The organism is Actinokineospora spheciospongiae, from assembly GCF_003182415.1.
GTDB lineage: Bacteria > Actinomycetota > Actinomycetes > Mycobacteriales > Pseudonocardiaceae > Actinokineospora > Actinokineospora spheciospongiae.
Genome location: NZ_QHCP01000004.1, coordinates 142,097 through 159,295 on the forward strand (window position 1 = coordinate 142,097; position 17,199 = coordinate 159,295).

Here is a 17,199-nt window from a genome sequence, read left to right on the forward strand (position 1 = left end):
GCGATTGGCGTACAACGTACGAAGTGGTGTACCGTATGCTGTACGCCGATGCGTTTCCGGCGGGATGAACGGAAGGGGAGCAACAGTGGGTTCGAGCGATCTCGCGGTGGTGGCCGAAGGTCTCCGCAAGCGGTACGGCGACAAGGTCGCCCTGGACGGTTTCGACCTGAACGTGCCGCGCGGCACGGTGTGCGGGCTGCTCGGTCCCAACGGCGCGGGCAAGACCACGGCGGTGCGCATCCTGGCCACGCTGCAACGCTTCGACGGCGGCCGGGCCGAGGTGGCCGGGTACGACGTGGCCACCGAGGCAGCGCAGGTGCGCTACCGGATCGGCCTGGTCGGGCAGAACGCGGCGGTCGACGAGGTGCTCGGCGGGCACCAGAACCTGGTCATGTTCGGCAAGTTGTACCGGCTCGGGGCCAAGGCGGCGCGGCAGCGCGCCGACGAGCTGCTGGACCGGTTCGGCCTCGCCGAGGTCGGCGGCAAGCCGGTCAAGTCCTACTCCGGCGGCATGCGGCGCAGGCTGGACCTGGCCGCGGGCATGATCCTGGCCCCGTCGGTGCTCTTCCTCGACGAGCCCACCGTCGGCCTCGACCCGCGCGGCCGCAACGAGGTGTGGGAGGCCGTGCGCGCCCTCGTGCGCCAGGGCACCACCGTGCTGCTGACCACCCAGTACCTCGACGAGGCCGACCAGCTCGCGGACCGGGTCTCGGTCATCGACACCGGCCGGGTCATCGCCGAGGGCACCCCCGACCAGCTCAAGACCAAGACCGGCGGAGACCGGATCGACCTCGCCGTGCACGACCGCGAGTGGTTGGCGCCGGCCGCGCGCACCGTCGAACAGCTCACCGGCGGCACCCCCGAGCTCGACGAGGAGGACCGCAAGCTCTCGGTGCGGGTCGCCAACAGCGACACCTCGCTGATCGAGGTCATCCGCGCCCTCGACGCGGCCGGGGTCACCGCCGAGGACATCGCCCTGCGCCGCCCCACCCTCGACGAGGTGTTCCTGCACCTCACCGGTCGCAGGCCGGTCGGCGAGGAGGCGAAGGCGGAGAAGAAGGACAAGGGCAGGAAGAACGGCAAGAAGGACGCACCGGTCGCCGAGAGCGCAGGCGCGCAGGAGGTGAACGCGTGACCGCGACCCTGGACCGGCCCGCCCCGGCGGCGACCGGCGGCGGCTTGGGCAACGTCCTGACCGACTCGGTGACCTTGACCGGGCGCAGCCTGGCGCACTGGGTGCGCAACCCGGCCACCCTGATCGCCTCGCTGGCGTTCAACATCGTCATGGTCCTGATGTTCGCCTTCCTCTTCGGCGGCGCCATGGCCGTGCCGGACGGCGGCAGCTACCGCGAGTTCCTGATGCCGGGCATGTTCGCCATGACCATGATCTTCGGCATCAGCATGACCACCATCGCCATCTCCACCGACGTGGAGCGCGGCGTCACCGACCGCTTCCGCTCCATGCCGATGGCGCCCGCGGCCATCCTGATCGGCCGGGCGGTGGCCGACATGCTCTTCGCCGTCGTCACCCTGGTCGTGATGATGCTGGTGGGCCTGGCGATCGGCTGGCGGGCCAACGGCTCGGTGGGCGCCACCCTGGGCGCCATGGGCTTGATCCTGCTGCTGCGGTTCGCGCTGATCTGGGTCGGGATCTTCCTCGGCCTGGTCATGCGCGGCCAGGAGGCGGTCGCGGGGGTGCAGACCCTGGAGTTCCCGCTGGGGTTCCTGTCCAACGCGTTCGTCGCGCCGTCGACCATGCCGGGCTGGCTGGGCGCGATCGCCGAGTGGAACCCGCTGTCGTCCACGGTGACGGCCACCCGGGTGCTGTTCGGCAACCCCGGCTGGGGCGGCGGCTCGTGGGTGGTGGCGAACGCCTCGCTCATGGCGGTGGTCTGGCCGCTGGTGATCCTGGCGGTGTTCCTGCCGCTCGCGGTGCGCCGCTACGCGTCCTTGAGCGACTGACGAGCGGTCCGTTCCACGCTGGAACAGACCGAGGCTGCCCCGGCGGGCCCCTCCATCCGCCGGGGCAGTCCCCTGTTCGCACCCCGACCCTCGGGGATGCACCGGTGCGTAGAACCCTCACCCGGATCGTCGCCACCTCTGCCCTCGCGCTGACCGCCACCGCCACTCCCGCCTCGACCACCCCGGCCCGCTGCGCCGGTGGGTATTCGGACGGCCGGTAGTCGGACAGACGGTCTGTGGGGGTGATCGGCGGTTGTGCCGGTGGTTTCTCAGGCGACCTGGAGACGTGCGCGTATTGGATACGGTACACTGTACTGGAGGCGGTCGGCGGCGAGGAGGCGTTTTGGGTTCGGGTCGGTGCGCGGTGGTCTTCGAGCCGGGTGATCCGGCAGGCTCGGGTGCGGTGTTGTTCTGGGATTCCGAGCGCGACCCGGGGGCTGACTTCGGCGAGTCCGTCGAGGTGGAGATGGCCGTTCCGGCTGAGGTCGGGGTGGTTGTGCGGCCGGTTCGGGCTCGGCGGCTGCCCTTCGACCGGGCGCTGCCGCTGTTGCTGGCCGCGCGCGCGGACGACCGGGCGCACCCGGCGGCGGCCTTCTACGCCGTGGCGGCGGCCACCGCGTTGCACCTGGCGGCGCGGGGCAGGCTGTTGCCCGGGGTTTCGCCGGAGGGCTTTGCCGCGTGGCGGATGGGGCCGTTCGACGTGGCGGACATCGAGCGGTTGCGGGCGTTGGCGGCGGCGATGCCCGCTGCCGCGCACGCGGTGCCGGTGGACCCGGCCGCCGCCGTTCCGCTGTTGCCGGAGCCGGAGGGGCTGCTTCGAGCCTTCTACGACGCCGTCGCGGATGCGTTGCCGCGTACCGCTGGGGCCACCCGGGTCACCGGGGATGACCGGTACGCCTCCGCCGCGCCGGTGGCCGCCGACCTGGACCTGCGTGAGTGGGCCGTGCAGGTTGCCGCCGGGGTGGACACCGGGTTGCGGGTCGCCCTGCGGTTGGTCGTGCCCGGGGATGACTTCGAGCGGGGGCGGTTCCACGCGGTTGTGCGGCTGCGCGACCTGGCCGACCCGACCAGGGTGATCGACGCCGAGGAGTTGTGGGCGGGTGGGGACCACGGCTTCGGTGAGCGGGCGACCTTCGAGGCGATGCTGGCCGTGCGCCGGGCCGCGCGGGTGTGGTCGCCGCTGGAGAGCCTGCTCGCCGATGCCGAGCCGGTGCGGCTCGACCTGCTCGACGAGGACGTGGCCGACCTGCTCGGTGGGGCGGAGGCCGGGTTGGCCGCTGCGGGTGTCGACCTGGAGTGGCCGCAGGGGCTTGCACGTGACCTCAACGCGCGGGTGTTGGTGCCCTCTTCCGGGGAGCGCCCCGCCGATGTCGCCGCGCACCTGCGCGGTGCGCCGCCGATGCCGTTGTCCTGGCAGTTGACGCTCGCGGGTGAGCCGCTGACCGATGCCGAGATGGACACCGTCGCCAAGTCCCGTCCGGTGGTCGGGCTGCGGGGGCGCTGGGTGCTGGTCGAGCCGGAGTTGGCCCGCCGGGCCAGGGAACGGTCCCTGCCTGCCCTGCCTGCCTTCGACGCCCTGGGCGCGGTGCTGATCGGGAGCGCCGTGGTCGAGGGGGACCGGGTCGAGGCGGTGGCCGACGGGTGGCTCGGTGAGCTGGTCGAGCGGATCTCCGAGCCCGACGGCGGCCCGGAGGAGCTGGGTCAGCCCGAGGCGTTGCGGGCCACCCTGCGCGACTACCAGCGGCGCGGCCTGCGCTGGCTGGACCGGATGACCTCGCTGGGGTTCGGCGGCTGCCTCGCCGACGACATGGGTCTGGGCAAGACCGTCATGCTCATCTCGCTGCACCTGCGGCGCGCGCTGGACCCGGCGACGGCCGGACCCACGCTGGTGGTGTGCCCGGCCTCGCTGCTGGGCAACTGGGAGCGGGAGGTCGCCCGGTTCGCCCCGGGCACCCCGGTCCGGCGCTTCCACGGCGGGGCCCGCTCGCTCGCGGGCGCCGACCGGGGTTTTGTGCTCACCACCTACGGCACGATGCGCGTCGACGCCGCGACCCTGGCCGCGCACGACTGGGGCATGGTCGTGGCGGACGAGGCCCAGCACGTCAAGAACCGGCTCAGCGGCACGGCCAAGGCGCTGCGGGAGATCCCGGCCGGGGCGCGGGTGGCCCTGACCGGTACGCCGGTGGAGAACAACCTGACCGAGCTGTGGTCCATCCTGGACTGGACGACCCCCGGCCTGCTCGGCCGCGTCGGCGAGTTCCGGGACCGGTGGGCGCGGCCGGTCGAGGTCGAGCGGGACGGCGCGACCGCGCGGCGGCTGGCCCGGTTGGTCCGCCCACTGCTGCTGCGCCGCCGCAAGTCCGATCCCGGGATCGCACCCGAGCTGCCGCCCAAGACCGAGACCGACCACCCGGTGTCGCTCACCCCGGAGCAGGCCGCCCTCTACCAGCGGGTGGTCGACGGGGTGATGGGTGAGATCGAGGCGGGCGCCACCGGGATCGCCCGCCGGGGGCTGGTGCTCAAGTTGCTGGTCGGGCTCAAGCAGGTGTGCAACCACCCGGCGCACTACCTCAAGGAGGCCGACGCCTCCGCGCCGCGGTCGGAGAAGCTGCAAGCCCTCGACGACCTGGTGGAGGCCATCGTCGCCGAGGGCGGGGCGGTGCTGGTGTTCACCCAGTACGTCCAGATGGCGAAGCTGCTCGAACGCCACCTCGCCGATCGGGGCGTGCCGACCCAGTTGCTGCACGGCGGCACCCCGGTGCCCCGGCGCGAGGAGATGGTGGCCGACTTCCAGGACGGCAGGGTCCCGGTGTTCCTGCTCTCGCTCAAGGCTGCGGGCACCGGACTGAACCTGACCCGCGCGGACCACGTCGTGCACTATGACCGCTGGTGGAACCCGGCGGTCGAGGACCAGGCCACCGACCGGGCGCACCGGATCGGCCAGACCCGCCCGGTGCAGGTGCACCGGCTGATCGCGCAGGGAACGCTGGAGGAGCGCATCGCCACCCTGCTGGAGTCCAAGCAGGAGTTGGCCTCGGCGGTGCTCGGCGGCGGCGAGGCCGCGCTGAGCGAGCTGTCGAACGCCGAACTGCGCCGCCTCGTCGAACTGAGGAGGACCTGACCATGGGCAGCTACGACGACGAGGACGACTACGACGACGGTCTCGCGGCGCTGTTCGCCGACGAGGACGACACCGAGGACGACGCTGACGACGAGGACGACGCCGGGGAGGTGGTCGACCCGCACCGGCGCGCGGTCTCCTTCCCGGCGTTCCCGCCGCACAAGCGCTACGGGCGCAAGTTCGCCGACACCTGGTGGGGCAACGCCTGGACCGAGGCCATGCAGGACACCGCGCTCGACCTCGACCAGCTCAAGAGCGGCCGTCGGTACGCCTTCGCGGGCCAGGTCGGACCGATCACGGTCAGCCCGGGCCGGGCGACCGCGCCGGTGCACGACGGCGACCACCACCGCCCGTACACGACCACCGTGCGCTTCACCGAGCTGTCCGACGCGGAGTGGGACCGGTTCCTGGACAAGGTCGCGGCCAAGGCGGGCCACATCGCCGCCCTGCTCGACCGCGAGATGCCCAGGGAACTGGTCGGCGCGGCGTCGGACGCGGGCACCCGGCTGCTGCCCGGCTTCGGCGAACTGGACCCGGACTGCGACTGCCCGGACTGGGACAGCCCGTGCAAGCACGCCGCCGCGCTGGTCCACCAGGTCTCCTGGCTGCTCGACCGCGACCCGTTCGTCCTGCTGCTGCTGCGCGGCCGGTCGGAGTCCGAGCTGACCGAGGAGCTGTTGCGCCGCAACACCGGCCGGTCCACATCGGACGCCGACGACGCGGTTGTCGGGGTTGCGGCGGAGCAGGCGTGGGCGGCTGGGGCGGTCGCGCTCCCGGCGGCCCCGACGCACGTGCACCAGGTGCTCGACTTGGCGCCGCTGCTGGCCGACACCGACCTGGCCGAGGCCCCGGTCGACGCCGCCGCAGTGGCCGTGCTGGCAGCCGATGCCGCGGACCGGGCCGCGGCGCTGCTGGCGGGCAGGCCCGTCGCCACTGACGACCCGTGGTCGGACGCGATCCGGTTGGCCGCCCGGGGGGATGACGAGCTGCGTGCCCGGGCGGCTGCTGCCGGGCCGCGACCCGCGGAGTTCCACCGGGGTGTGCTGGCTTGGGCCCTCACCGGCGCGGAGGGGCTGGCGACCCTGGAGGATTCCTGGACCCCGGCCAAGGACGTGGTCGCCAGGGCCAGGGTGGAGTTGGTCGACGCCTGGGTGGACGCGGGTCTCGACGGGGAACCGGAGGTCAAGGTGTGGCGCAACCGGTGGACCATCGAGGAACGGGGGTGGCAACTGCGGCTGTCGTCCGAGGGCCGTTGGCACCCCTACACCCGGGACGGCGCCGCGTGGACGCCCGCCGGGCCGCCCGCGGCCACGCTCACCGCGACCCTCGCCGAACTGGTCCCCGCCGAGTGACCTGGGCAGGCGGTTGTCGAGAACGGCCCCGGGTGCGCTGGTTGAGCCTGCTGCCGCCGGGCCGGACCAGGCCACCTTGCCGTACTGCGGCAGCATCGCGCGCCCGGACTGCCTTGATCGAATTCAGCCGCGTGGAACCCTGGTCTTTCGGCCGGTAGTCGGTGCCGCGCTGGACATACATCGTATCGTACAAAATACGGCTGTAAGCTGGTGCCCACTATGGCCAAAGATCGAGGCGCGAAAGACCGGGGCGCCACCCGGGGCACCGCCGACCCCGCCCGCAGCCTGGCGCTGCTGTGGCGCACCAGGGAGCCGTCCGCCCGCGAGGGGCGCACGGAACTCAGCGTCGCCCGGATCGCCACCGCGGCCATCGAGATCGCCGACACCGAGGGCATCGCGGCGCTGACCATGCGCCGGGTCAGCGAGGTGCTCGGGGTCGGGACCATGTCCCCGTACACCTACGTGCCCGGCAAGTCCGAACTGCTCGACCTGATGATCGACACCGTCTACGGCGAACTGCCCGCCGAGGCGCCGGACGAGGGCGACTGGCGGGTCCGGCTCGAACGGGTGGCCATGGACAACTGGGACCTCTACCGGGCGCACCCGTGGCTGGCGGCGGTCGAGTCGAGCAGGCCGGTGCTGGGGCCCAACCTGCTGGCCAAGTACGAGCGCGAACTCGGCGCCCTGCTCGACAGCGGCCTCGGCGACGTCGACCTGGACTCGGTGCTGACCCTGGTGCTCGGCCACGTGCGCGCCAGCGCGCGCGCCGCCGCCGACATCGCCGCCCTGGAGTCCGAGACCGGCATGACCGACCAGCAGTGGTGGCAGGCGCACAGCCCGTGGCTGGCAGGCTTCGCCACGGCCGGGGCGACGCCCAACGCCGACCGGGTCGGCACCGCGGCGGGCGAAGCGCACGGCGCGGCGTACGACCCGGAGCACGCGCTGCGGTTCGGGCTGCGCAGGCTGCTGGACGGGATCTCGGTCATGGTGGAGCAGCAGCGGGCCGGGGTGCTCGGCGACGAGCGGGCGGCGTCCGGCTGACCCGCGACGGGCTCGCCCGGGAGTCGCCCGGCACGCCGCGCCGGAGCGGTGGACCCGGTTCCCGCGACGTCGAGAGTGAGGACTGACATGGGTGACAGCGCTTTCGGTCGGGTGGCGATCATCGGCGCGGGTGTGATGGGCACCGGCATCGCCACCCTGGCCGTGGGGTCGGGCCTGCCGGTCGTGCTGGTCGACCTCGACCGGGAACGGCTGGAGCGGGCCAGGGCGGGCATCACCGCGCAGACCCGGTTGGGCAGGCTCATGGGCTCGTTCGACCGGGGGATCGCCGACGGGGAACTGGAGACCACCACCGACCCCGGCCGGGTGGCCGGTGCCGCCGCCCTCATCGAGTCGGTCACCGAGAAGGTGGAGGCCAAGGCGCGGGCGCTGACCGCGTCGACCGCCGCGCTCGCCCCGGGCACGGTCGTGGTGTCCAACACCTCGGCCATCCCGATCGACGAGCTGGCCGGGTACACCGCGCGCCCCGAGGACGTCGTGGGCATCCACTTCATGAACCCGCCGTACCTGATCCGCACGGTCGAGCTGATCCGCGGCCCGCGCTCCGGCGACGCCGCGATCGCCTCGGCCGAGCGGCTGCTGGCGGCGCTGGGCCAGACCCCGGTGCACGTGGGCGACGGCCCCGGGTTCGTGGTCAACCGCGTGTTGCAGCGCTCCATCAACGAGGCCGCCCGCATCGTGCAGGACGGCGTGGCCACCCCGGAAGCCGTCGACGCGGCCTTCACCGGCTGCCTCGGGCACCGGACCGGCCCGCTGGCCACGGCCGACCTGATCGGCCTGGACAACGTGGTCGACTCGCTGCACGTGCTGCTGGAGCGCACCGGCGACGAGGGCTACCGACCGTGCGACCTGCTGGTCGGGAAGGTCGCCGCGGGCCACTTCGGCCGCAAGACCGGCCGCGGGTTCTTCGAGTACCGGACAACGTCGTGAGCACGGCCGAACCGCCGATGGGCACCGTCAAGTGCCTGGTGTGGGACCTGGACAACACCCTGTGGGAGGGGGTGCTGCTCGAGGACGGCGAGGTGCGCCTGCGCGAGGAGGTCCGCAGGGTGATCGTCGAACTGGACAGGCGGGGGATCATCCAATCGATCGCCAGCCGCAACGACCACGACCACGCGTGGGAGTGGGTCGAGCGGCTGGGGGTGGCCGAGTTCATCGTGCTGCCGCAGATCGGCTGGGGCGCCAAGTCCGCAGCCGTGAAGGCGATCGCCGACCGCCTGCGGTTCGCCTACGACACCGTCGCCTTCATCGACGACACCGAAATGGAACGGGCCGAGGTCGCCCACCACCTCCCCGACGTGCGGATCTACTCCCACGACGTGGTGGACGGGCTGCTGGAGCTGCCCGAGTTCACCCCCGCCGTGATCACCGAGGACTCGTCGCAGCGCCGCCGGATGTACCAGGCGGCGTTCGTCCGCGAAGCCGCCCGCACCGAGTTCACCGGGGCCGACGAGGAGTTCCTGCGCTCCGCCGCGCTGGAGATGACCATCCGCCGCGCGACCGAATCCGACCTGGCCCGCGTGGCGGAGCTGACGCTGCGCACCAGCCAGATGAACGCCACCGGCGTCCACTACTCCGACGAAACCCTGCGCGGCCTGGTGCACGACCCCGGCCACGAGGTGCTCGTGGTCGCCATGACCGACCGGTTCGGCCCGCACGGCGCGGTCGGCCTGGTCCTGCTGGAGAAGCTGCCCGCGCTGTGGCACCTGAAGCTGCTGGCGACCTCCTGCCGGGTGGTCGCCTTCGGCGCGGGCACGGTGCTGCTGAACTGGCTGACCGACCAAGCCGCCGCGGCCGGGGTCGACCTGGTGGCCGACTTCCGCCGCACCGACCGCAACCGCATGATGGAGATCGCCTACCGGTTCGCCGGTTTCAGCAGGCACGAGGGCGCCGCCGACCTCGCCCCCACCGAGACCGAAGGCGTCGAGCGGCTGGGCCTGCGCACCGAGCGCAAGCCCCCACCGACCACGATGACCGTGCACGCGGTCGACCTGACCGGCAACCACTCGACCCTCGCGGTCTGGGCGCCCGAGGACCAGCCCGCGCCCCGGCCACCGTGACGTCGATGTCGCCCCGGTGGCCGCCGAGTACGGGCACACCTGGTGCGCCTGGGCGACCAGGTCGTCCGCGCGCGTGGGCCCCGGGGTTGGTCGGGTCGTCACCGGGCAGCAGGGTGTCGTCGAGCCCCAGCGGCCGCGGGGCGCGCCGGGGCGCGCGTGGTTGAACAGCCCGCGCTGGACCGGGAAGCCCCGCGTCAACGGCCACGCCCCGGCCGCAGCGGCGGGTCGGGGCGACTCGGCCCCGAATCCCGTGGCCGGTGGATTCGCCGGTACCGGCGATGTACGGTCGGCCCCCTGAGTCTCTACGGGAGGTCGGCGCTGCATGGGTGGGTCGGAGTCACGGGGTCGTGCGGGGCGTGCGGGTGCGCTGGTCGCCGCGGTCGTGTTCGCGCTGGTGGGCTGCACCGTGCCGCCCGAGTTCGAGGCGGAGTCCGCCCCTGCCACGACCACCGCCCCCACGACCGCGGAGTCCGCGTCGGCGGTGCCGTCCGCGGACGCGCCGGTTTCCGCTGCCCCGACTCCCGGCGCGGTGACCACGACCACCGTGCCGGGGGCGCCCGCGGGCGTCCCGTCGGCCCCGGCGGTCAGCACAGCGCCGCCGAAGGCCGCCCCGCCCGCGGCGACGGTCGTGCCGACGGGCAACCGCGTGCCCGGCCCGCCCAAGCGCGAGGCCTACCTGGCCGCCCTCACCGGGGCGGGGGTGCCGGTCAGCCCCACCGGCGACGCGGAGGTGCTGATCGCGCAGGCCGTGTGCAACGAGGTGCCCAAGGGCACCTCCCACGCCACCCTCGTCGAACGCGTGGCGGGGTTCGGTGGCGGCATCACCCCCGCGCAGGCCGAGGCGATCGTCACCGCGGCGGAGGACACCTACTGCTGAGGCGCCGCCGAGTCTCTTGGCCCTGAGGTTTTCCGCAGTGCCGCACTGGGGATTTCCGCCACCGAAGTCGGCGGTTGTCTTCGTTGAGCGGGACCTCGCGCATTCCTAGCCTGGTTGTCGGATGGAAGATCCCCGCCCAGGAGAGAGTGCCGATGTCTGTTCGCCTGCTTGTCGAAAACGCGCCCGAACCGGTCGGTGGTCTCGCCGACTGGGCGGTCGGGTTGATGGAATCCCTCGGTGGGGTCGGTGCGGCGCTGGTGGTCGGGTTGGACAACCTGTTCCCGCCCATCCCCAGCGAACTCGTGCTGCCGCTGGCCGGGTTGTCCGCGAGCCGGGGCGTGTTCAGCCTGGCGGAGGCGCTGATCTGGACCACGGTGGGGTCGGTCGTCGGCGCGGTCGTCGTCTACCTGGTCGGCGCGCTGCTCGGCCGGGAGCGGACCCGGGCGCTGGTGGGCAGGGTTCCGCTGGTGAAGGTGTCCGACTTCGACCGCACGGAGCGCTGGTTCGCCAGGCACGGCGCCAAAGCCGTGTTCCTGGGTCGGATGGTCCCGCTGTTCCGCAGTTTCATCTCGTTGCCCGCGGGTGTGGAGCGGATGCGCTTCGCGAAGTTCCTCGCGCTGACCACGGCTGGCAGTTTCCTCTGGAACGCGGTTTTTGTCGTCGCCGGTTACCGGCTGGGGGAGAGCTGGCACCTGGTCGAGGAATACGCGGGGGTGTTCCAGAAGGTGGTGATCGGTGCCGTGGTGCTCGCCGTCGCGTTGTTCGTCGTGGTGCGGGTGCGGTCGCGGCGCGACGAGGCGGGCCCCGGGGGGCGGGCGTCGATAGGATCTGGCCATGGTCCTCGTCCTCGGTGACCCGGTGCGCCACGCCGCCCGGCGCACGGCGGGGCTGGCCCTCGGTGGCGCCAGCGCGTTCGCCGAGCTGGGGTTCCTGCTGGTCGCGGTGCCCGCGCTCGCGGTGCCCCCGCTGCGGGAGCGGGTGTTCGGCGCGGCCGGGGCGATCGCCGGGTTCGAGCGCCGCCGGATCGAGGGGTACCTGGGCCAGGCCGGTGCCGAGGGCTGCACCGGTCACCGCGCCGTGCAGTACCTGGGGGTGCGGTGGGTGGTCGGCGGGCTCGGGGCCGGTGTGCTGCTGCTGGTGCTCCTCGGCGCGGTGTCGGCGGTCATCATGGTGGCCCAGGTGCTCGCGGGCGGGGCACCCGGAAGCTTCGACGCCGCGGACGGGCTGGACTGGTACGACCCGTTCACCTTCGTGCTGTTCGGCACCCTGCTGGTGTTCCTCACCGTGCAGGGCCTGATCGGCGTGGCCGAACTCGACCGCCGCCTCGCCCGGCACTTCTTCGGCCCCACCGCCCGGGAACTCCTGCGGCGCCGGGTGTCGGAGCTGACGGTGAGCCGCGCGGAGGTGGTGGCGGCCGTCGACGAGGAGCGCAGGCGGATCGAACGCGACCTGCACGACGGGGTGCAGCAGCGGCTGGTCGCCTTGGGTGTGCTGCTGGGCCGGGCGGCACGCGCGAGCGGGCGGACCGGCGCGGGTGCCCCGGTCGACGACCTGCTCCGCCAGGCGCACGAGGAGACCGGCCGCGCCCTGCTCGACCTGCGCGAGGTCGCCTGGCGCATCCACCCGGTCGCGCTGGACTCCGGCGGCCTGCACCCGGCGCTGGAGGCCCTGGCCGAGACCGCGGGCGTCCCGGTGCGGCTGGTGTACTCGCTCGCCGAGCGGCCCCCGGGCGCGGTGGAGGTCCCCGCGTACTTCGTGGCCTGCGAAGCGGTGACCAACGCGAACAAGCACGCCGCGGCCACCCGCATCGACCTGGAGGTCAGCCGCACCGGGTCGGCGATCGTCGTGCGGGTCGGCGACGACGGGGTCGGGGGAGCCGACCCGGCGGGCAGCGGGCTGTCCGGCCTGGCCCGGCGGGTCGCGGCCGTGGACGGGGTGTTCACAGTGGACAGCCCACCGGGCGGGCCGACGGTCGTCACCGCGGAGCTGCCGTGCGGCTAGTGCTCGCGGAGGACTCGACCCTGTTGCGCGAGGGCTTGGTCCGGCTGCTCGCCGAGGAGGGCCACGAGGTGCTGGCCGCGGTGGGTGACGCGGCAGCCCTGCTCGCCGAGACCGGGCGCCACCGCCCCGACGTGGTCCTGACCGACGTTCGGATGCCACCCACCCACACCGACGAGGGGCTGCGGGCCGCGTTGCAGATCCGCGAGCGCTGGCCGGGGGTGGGTGTGCTGGTGCTCTCGCAGTACGTGGAGAAGCGCTACGCCACCGATCTGCTCACCGCCGACGGCGGCCGCGTCGGCTACCTGCTCAAGGACCGGGTCATGCAGGTCGGGGAATTCCTCGACGCGCTGGACCGGGTGCACGCGGGGGGCGCGGCCTTCGACCCGGAGGTGGTGCGGCGCCTGCTCGCCCGCACCCGCCACGTCGACCCGCTGACCCGGCTCACCGCCAGGGAGCGCGAGGTGTTGGAGAAGATGGCGCAGGGCCACAGCAACACCGGGATCGCCGAGGCGCTGTCGGTCTCCCGGAGCTCGGTGGAGAAGCACATCAACGCCGTCTTCGACAAGCTCGACCTGCCCGACACCCCCGGCTTCAACCGCCGGACCCTGGCCGTCCTGCACTACCTGCGCGACTGACGCCGGACCGGCGTGGCACCGCCCCGGGCCCCCCGCGCCGCCCGGTGCCCGTGCCGTGGTCCGAGTGCGGTTCAGCACTTGAACCAGTTGTTCCAACCGCGGGAGGGCAGGTAGCTGGTGCACCAGTGGCCACTCCCGTTGACGTTGGCCACGAGGAGCCGGTAGCCGGTGCTCGGGTCCCAGTCCACCCTGATCAGGCTGTCGGCCGCGCCGTTGGTCATCGTGCTCCACCCGCTGTGCCCGGGCCAGGCGTGCACCACGTCCCGGTCCGACCAGATGGCGAACGTCTCGTCCAGTGAGTCTTCGAGGTGTGCGGCGCACGGGCCGGGTCGGCGACAGCGGCGGAGGTGGCCGTCATGCCGCCCGCGCAGGCGAGCAGGACGGCCGACATGACCATTCGTCGGAACCGGCGCACGGAATCCCCAAGGCGGACGTTGTCGATCCGGGTGATGCGGCACCGGTGCTCCCCTTGCCCGGAACCGTACTTAGTGCGGCATTCCGAGTGGTGGTGTCGGAACATGTTCACTCGTTGATACCAACGCAACGGACGGCGCCGGTCTCGGCGCGGTGGTCGGTTCGCGCACGTGGGGTGCGCGAACCGACCACCCGCTCCTCAGAGGATGCCCAATCCCTTGAGGTCGTCGGCGTACTTGGTGATCAGCGCCGCCGAGAGGTGGGGGATGTCCTGCTCGGGGCCGATCTTCTCGGCGCGCACGGCCTCGTGGAACAGGGCGGCGGGGATGTGCGAGCCGTCGACCGGTTCGGCGGGGTGGGCGAAGGCGTGCAGCAGCGGCAGCAGGGAGTGCTGGCGCCGCTTCTCCGGCAGGGCGCGCAGGGCGGTCTCCAGCCTGGCGATCCACTCGGCGTAGTCGTCGATGCGCTGGATCGGGTGGCCCACGTCGACCAGCCAGTCGACGAACACGTCCAGGGAGAGGCCGTCCTCGTGCGGGTTGAGGACGTTGAAGGTGGCGTGGCCCTCGGTGGCGCCCGCGCCGAGGGCGGTGATCGACTCGGCGGTGAAGTCGGCGGGCAGGCCGTCGTAGTGGGCGCGCGGGCGGTCGCCGTCGGTGCGGTAGAACGAGCGCGGGGCGAGGCCGGTGGTGAGCACGCTGAACAGCAGGCGGGTGAACATGTCCGGGACGTTGAGCTGCCCGGTGTAGCGGCTGTGGGCGAGGATCATGTCCGACCGGAAGGCGCGCACCGGCAGGCCGACCGCGTCGTGCGCCTCGCGCAGCAGCACCTCGCCCGCCCACTTGCTGTTGGCGTAGCCGTTGGCGTACGAGTCGTCGATCGGCCGCTCCGGGCTCGCCACCCGCACGTCGGCGTCCTCGGCGAACTCGCGGCCCTCGACCACGGCCACCGTGGACAGGTACACGAACGGCTTGACCCGGCTGGTGATCGCCATCCGGATCAGCTCGGCCGTGCCGACCACGTTCGGCCCGAACAACTGGTCGTAGGGCAGCACGTGGTTGACCAGGGCCGCCGGGTGCACGATCAGGTCGACGCCGTCGGCCAGCCGCTCCCAGGTCGGCTCGTCCAGGCCGAGGTCCGGTTCGCCGATGTCGCCCGCGACGACCTCCAGGTGCTCGGCGGCCAGCCGCCGGTAGTGCGCGAGCAGGTCCGCGTCGCCGCTGTCGAAGGCGGCGTCGAGCCGGGCGCGGGCCGCTTCGGCGTCACTGCCGCGCACGACGCAGACGAGCTTGCCGCCGGTCGCGGCCAGTCGTTCCAGCCACACCAGGCACAGGAAGCGGCCCAGGTAGCCGTTCGCGCCGGTCAGCAGGACCGTGGTCGGCGTCCCGGTCGGCCGGGGCAGGCCCGGCGCCTCGGCGAGGGTGCGGGCGTCGATGAACTTGTCCAGGGTCAGGTCGGTGGCGCGCACGCGGGTGGCGCCCACGCCGTGCACGGAGGCCGCGGTGGGGCGTCGGGTGCCGGACTCGCGGGCGGCCTCGATGTGCCTGGCGATCCCGCGCAGGTCGTTCGCCGCGCTGACGATCACGCTGACCGGCACCTGCACGCCGAAGGTCTCGTGCAGCAGGTTGGAGAACGACAGCGCCGACAGCGAGTCGCCGCCCAGGTCGGTGAAGTGCGCCTCCGGGCTGATCTCCGCGCCGGACCGGCCGAGCAGCGCGGCGGCGGCCAGGCCGACTGTCTCCAGCACGGGCCGGTCACCGGCGGAACCTCGCAGTGCCCGCAGGCCGTCGACCTCACCCTGCGCCAGGTCGCGGTAGAGCTGTTCCAGGCGCTCGCCGTAGCGCTCCTTGAGCCGGGGCCGCAGCAGCTTGCGCACGTCGGAGAGCAGGCCGTTCTCGTTGCTGAACGGTTCGGTCTCCACGACCAGGTCGCGCGGGACCTCGTAGGAGTTCAGCTCCGCCTGCCGCCCGACCTGCTGCAACGACTCCGCCAGCAGCGCCTTGAGCGCGCCCGCGTCGCCGCCCGCCGCCGCGAGCGCCTTGTCGGTCGGCACGACCACCGCCAGCAGGTACGCCCGCTCGCTGCTGCCGTGCACGTAGATCTGCCGCACCAGCGGGCTGGACGCGAACACCGCCTCCAGGTGCGAGACCGCCACGAACTCGCCCTGCGACAGCTTGAGCACGTTCTTGCGCCGGTCGACGTAGTGCAGGGTGTCCGGCGCGGTCTCGGCCATGATGTCGCCGGTGCGGTAGAACCCGTCCTCGTCGAAGACCTCGGCGGTGACGTCGGGCCGCTTGTAGTAGCCGGGGATGATCGTGGCGGTCTTCACCAGCAGCTCACCGCGCGGGTGCGGGGTGTCGGTGGTGAAGTAGCCCAGTTCGGGGACGTCGACCAGCTTGTAGTCCAGCACCGGCGGGCGCACCAGCCGGTGGTCCATCATCAGCCCGCCCGCCTCGGTCGACCCGTAGCCGTCGTGCAGCTCGATGCCCAGGACGGAGGAGACGAACGCGGACATCTCCGCGGAGATCGGCGCGGTGCCGACGGTCGCGTGCAGCACCCGGCCGCCGAGGAAGTTCTCCCGCAGGTCGGCCTTCACCGCGTCCTCCGACCCCGGCCCGAGGCGGTCCACTTCGGACTGGTAGCGCTGGAAGAGCATGTCGCACACCCTGGGCACCAGCAGCAGTTCGGTCGGGCGGACCAGCGCGATGTCCTCGAACAGGGTGGACAGGTCGCTGCGGGCGGTGAAGTGGGCGATGCCGCCGCGGACGAACGTGCCGTACAGCGCCACCCGCCCGGCCAGGTGGCTCATCGGCATGAAGTTGAAGCCGAGCGAGGGGATGTCGCTGCTGCTCCACGACCAGCCGAACAGCGCCTTCACCAGCCGCTCGGGGTACATCGCGCCCTTGGGGGCGCCGGTGCTGCCGGAGGTGTAGACCAGCAGCGCCAGCGGGTCCTCGTCCTCGGCCGGGGTGAACACCGGCGGCGCCGGGAGGGCGGCGCCGCGCTCGCGGACGGCCACCAGCGGGTCGACGGTGACCGTCGACCCTGCCTCGGCCAGCCGCCGCCGCGCCGCCTCGACGGCCGCGCGCTCGTCGTCGACCTCGGGCCGGTGGTCGAACACCACGACGCGGCGCACCGACTCGGTGGTCAGCACCACCTCGACCGCCGTGTCGATCCGCTCGACGCTGGTGGCCAGCACCTTGGGCGCGGTCTCGGTGACGATCGGCGCCAGTTGGCCCGCGGGCGCGCCCGCCTGCAACGGCACGACCACCGCGCCCGACCGCAGGCACGCCAGGTCGATCGTGGTGTAGTCCCCGCTGGTGAACCCGAGGACGGCGACGAAGTCCCCGGCGCGCAACGGGTTCGCCGCGTCGTGCGCCAGTTCGGCGGCGACCGCGGTCACCGAAGCCCACAGCTCGCCGTAGGTGGTGGTCCTGTAGGTGGCGGCGAGCCGGGCGGTGGTGCGCCCGGTGGCCGGGTCGCGCACCGGTTCCCGCACCCGTTCGCCGATGGCGGGCCGGTCGGCGTAGCCGGTCATGACCGCTTCCAGCGTCGGCGCGAGCCGCACCCCGGGGTCACCCACCACCGCTTCGACCTCGGCGAGCGGGGTGGCGCCCCGGACCTGGTCGTCGTTCGCGCGCAGCGCGGCGGCGCGGGAGTCGGTGGTGGTGTCGGACGGCGAAAGCATCGTCATTGTCAGCCCCTTTGCCCGTCACGCGGG

At 73.0% G+C, this 17,199-nt stretch carries 13 protein-coding genes; 11 read left to right on the top strand and 2 right to left on the bottom strand.

From position 1 onward, the window contains the following. Positions 1-85: 85 nt before the first annotated feature. The 11 genes from DFQ13_RS33765 (at position 86) to DFQ13_RS11850 (ending at position 13,067) form a co-directional block, all read left to right on the top strand. Positions 86-1,135 (top strand): ATP-binding cassette domain-containing protein, encoded by a 1,050-nt coding sequence (locus DFQ13_RS33765; RefSeq protein ID WP_181399934.1) that lies wholly within the window; start codon positions 86-88, stop codon positions 1,133-1,135. Continuing rightward, positions 1,132-1,962, top strand: coding sequence for an ABC transporter permease (locus DFQ13_RS33770; RefSeq protein ID WP_407643161.1), 831 nt, complete (start codon positions 1,132-1,134; stop codon positions 1,960-1,962). The genes DFQ13_RS33765 and DFQ13_RS33770 overlap by 4 nt, the downstream gene beginning before the upstream one ends. A gap of 466 nt (positions 1,963-2,428) precedes the next feature. After that, positions 2,429-5,083, top strand: coding sequence for a DEAD/DEAH box helicase (locus tag DFQ13_RS11810; protein WP_219994420.1), 2,655 nt, complete (start codon positions 2,429-2,431; stop codon positions 5,081-5,083). A gap of 2 nt (positions 5,084-5,085) precedes the next feature. Beyond that, positions 5,086-6,435 (top strand): SWIM zinc finger family protein, encoded by a 1,350-nt coding sequence (locus tag DFQ13_RS11815; protein WP_052021689.1) that lies wholly within the window; start codon positions 5,086-5,088, stop codon positions 6,433-6,435. Between the two features lie 219 nt (positions 6,436-6,654). Further along, positions 6,655-7,476: a TetR/AcrR family transcriptional regulator gene (locus DFQ13_RS11820; RefSeq protein WP_035286424.1), complete on the top strand. Its 822-nt coding sequence runs from the start codon at positions 6,655-6,657 to the stop codon at positions 7,474-7,476. An 87-nt stretch (positions 7,477-7,563) separates the two neighbouring features. Further along, positions 7,564-8,424, top strand: coding sequence for a 3-hydroxyacyl-CoA dehydrogenase family protein (locus tag DFQ13_RS11825; protein ID WP_035286422.1), 861 nt, complete (start codon positions 7,564-7,566; stop codon positions 8,422-8,424). Between the two features lie 17 nt (positions 8,425-8,441). Continuing rightward, complete coding sequence (locus DFQ13_RS11830; protein WP_110080140.1) at positions 8,442-9,554, top strand: HAD-IIIC family phosphatase; 1,113 nt, start codon at positions 8,442-8,444, stop codon at positions 9,552-9,554. Between the two features lie 382 nt (positions 9,555-9,936). Further along, positions 9,937-10,431: a DUF732 domain-containing protein gene (locus DFQ13_RS11835; protein ID WP_052021688.1), complete on the top strand. Its 495-nt coding sequence runs from the start codon at positions 9,937-9,939 to the stop codon at positions 10,429-10,431. Positions 10,432-10,583: 152 nt separating this feature from the next. Then, positions 10,584-11,285, top strand: a complete 702-nt coding sequence (locus DFQ13_RS11840) for a DedA family protein (protein ID WP_110079826.1) — start codon at positions 10,584-10,586, stop codon at positions 11,283-11,285. Beyond that, positions 11,266-12,432: a sensor histidine kinase gene (locus tag DFQ13_RS11845; RefSeq protein WP_110079827.1), complete on the top strand. Its 1,167-nt coding sequence runs from the start codon at positions 11,266-11,268 to the stop codon at positions 12,430-12,432. Before DFQ13_RS11840 ends, DFQ13_RS11845 begins: the two co-directional genes overlap by 20 nt. Beyond that, the gene (locus DFQ13_RS11850) at positions 12,423-13,067 is read left to right on the top strand and encodes a response regulator (RefSeq protein ID WP_035286420.1); all 645 of its coding nucleotides are present in this window, start codon (positions 12,423-12,425) and stop codon (positions 13,065-13,067) included. The genes DFQ13_RS11845 and DFQ13_RS11850 overlap by 10 nt, the downstream gene beginning before the upstream one ends. Before the next feature lie 71 nt (positions 13,068-13,138). On the opposite strand, the gene DFQ13_RS33775 is transcribed toward DFQ13_RS11850, so the two are convergent. Both DFQ13_RS33775 and car read right to left on the bottom strand, forming a co-directional pair. Further along, positions 13,139-13,288 carry a hypothetical protein gene (locus DFQ13_RS33775; RefSeq protein WP_161784502.1) on the bottom strand — a complete coding sequence of 50 codons (150 nt, stop codon included), beginning with the start codon at positions 13,286-13,288 and terminating at the stop codon, positions 13,139-13,141. A 392-nt stretch (positions 13,289-13,680) separates the two neighbouring features. Then, positions 13,681-17,172: a carboxylic acid reductase gene (gene car / locus DFQ13_RS11855; RefSeq protein WP_110079828.1), complete on the bottom strand. Its 3,492-nt coding sequence runs from the start codon at positions 17,170-17,172 to the stop codon at positions 13,681-13,683. Between the last annotated feature and the right edge of the window lie 27 nt (positions 17,173-17,199).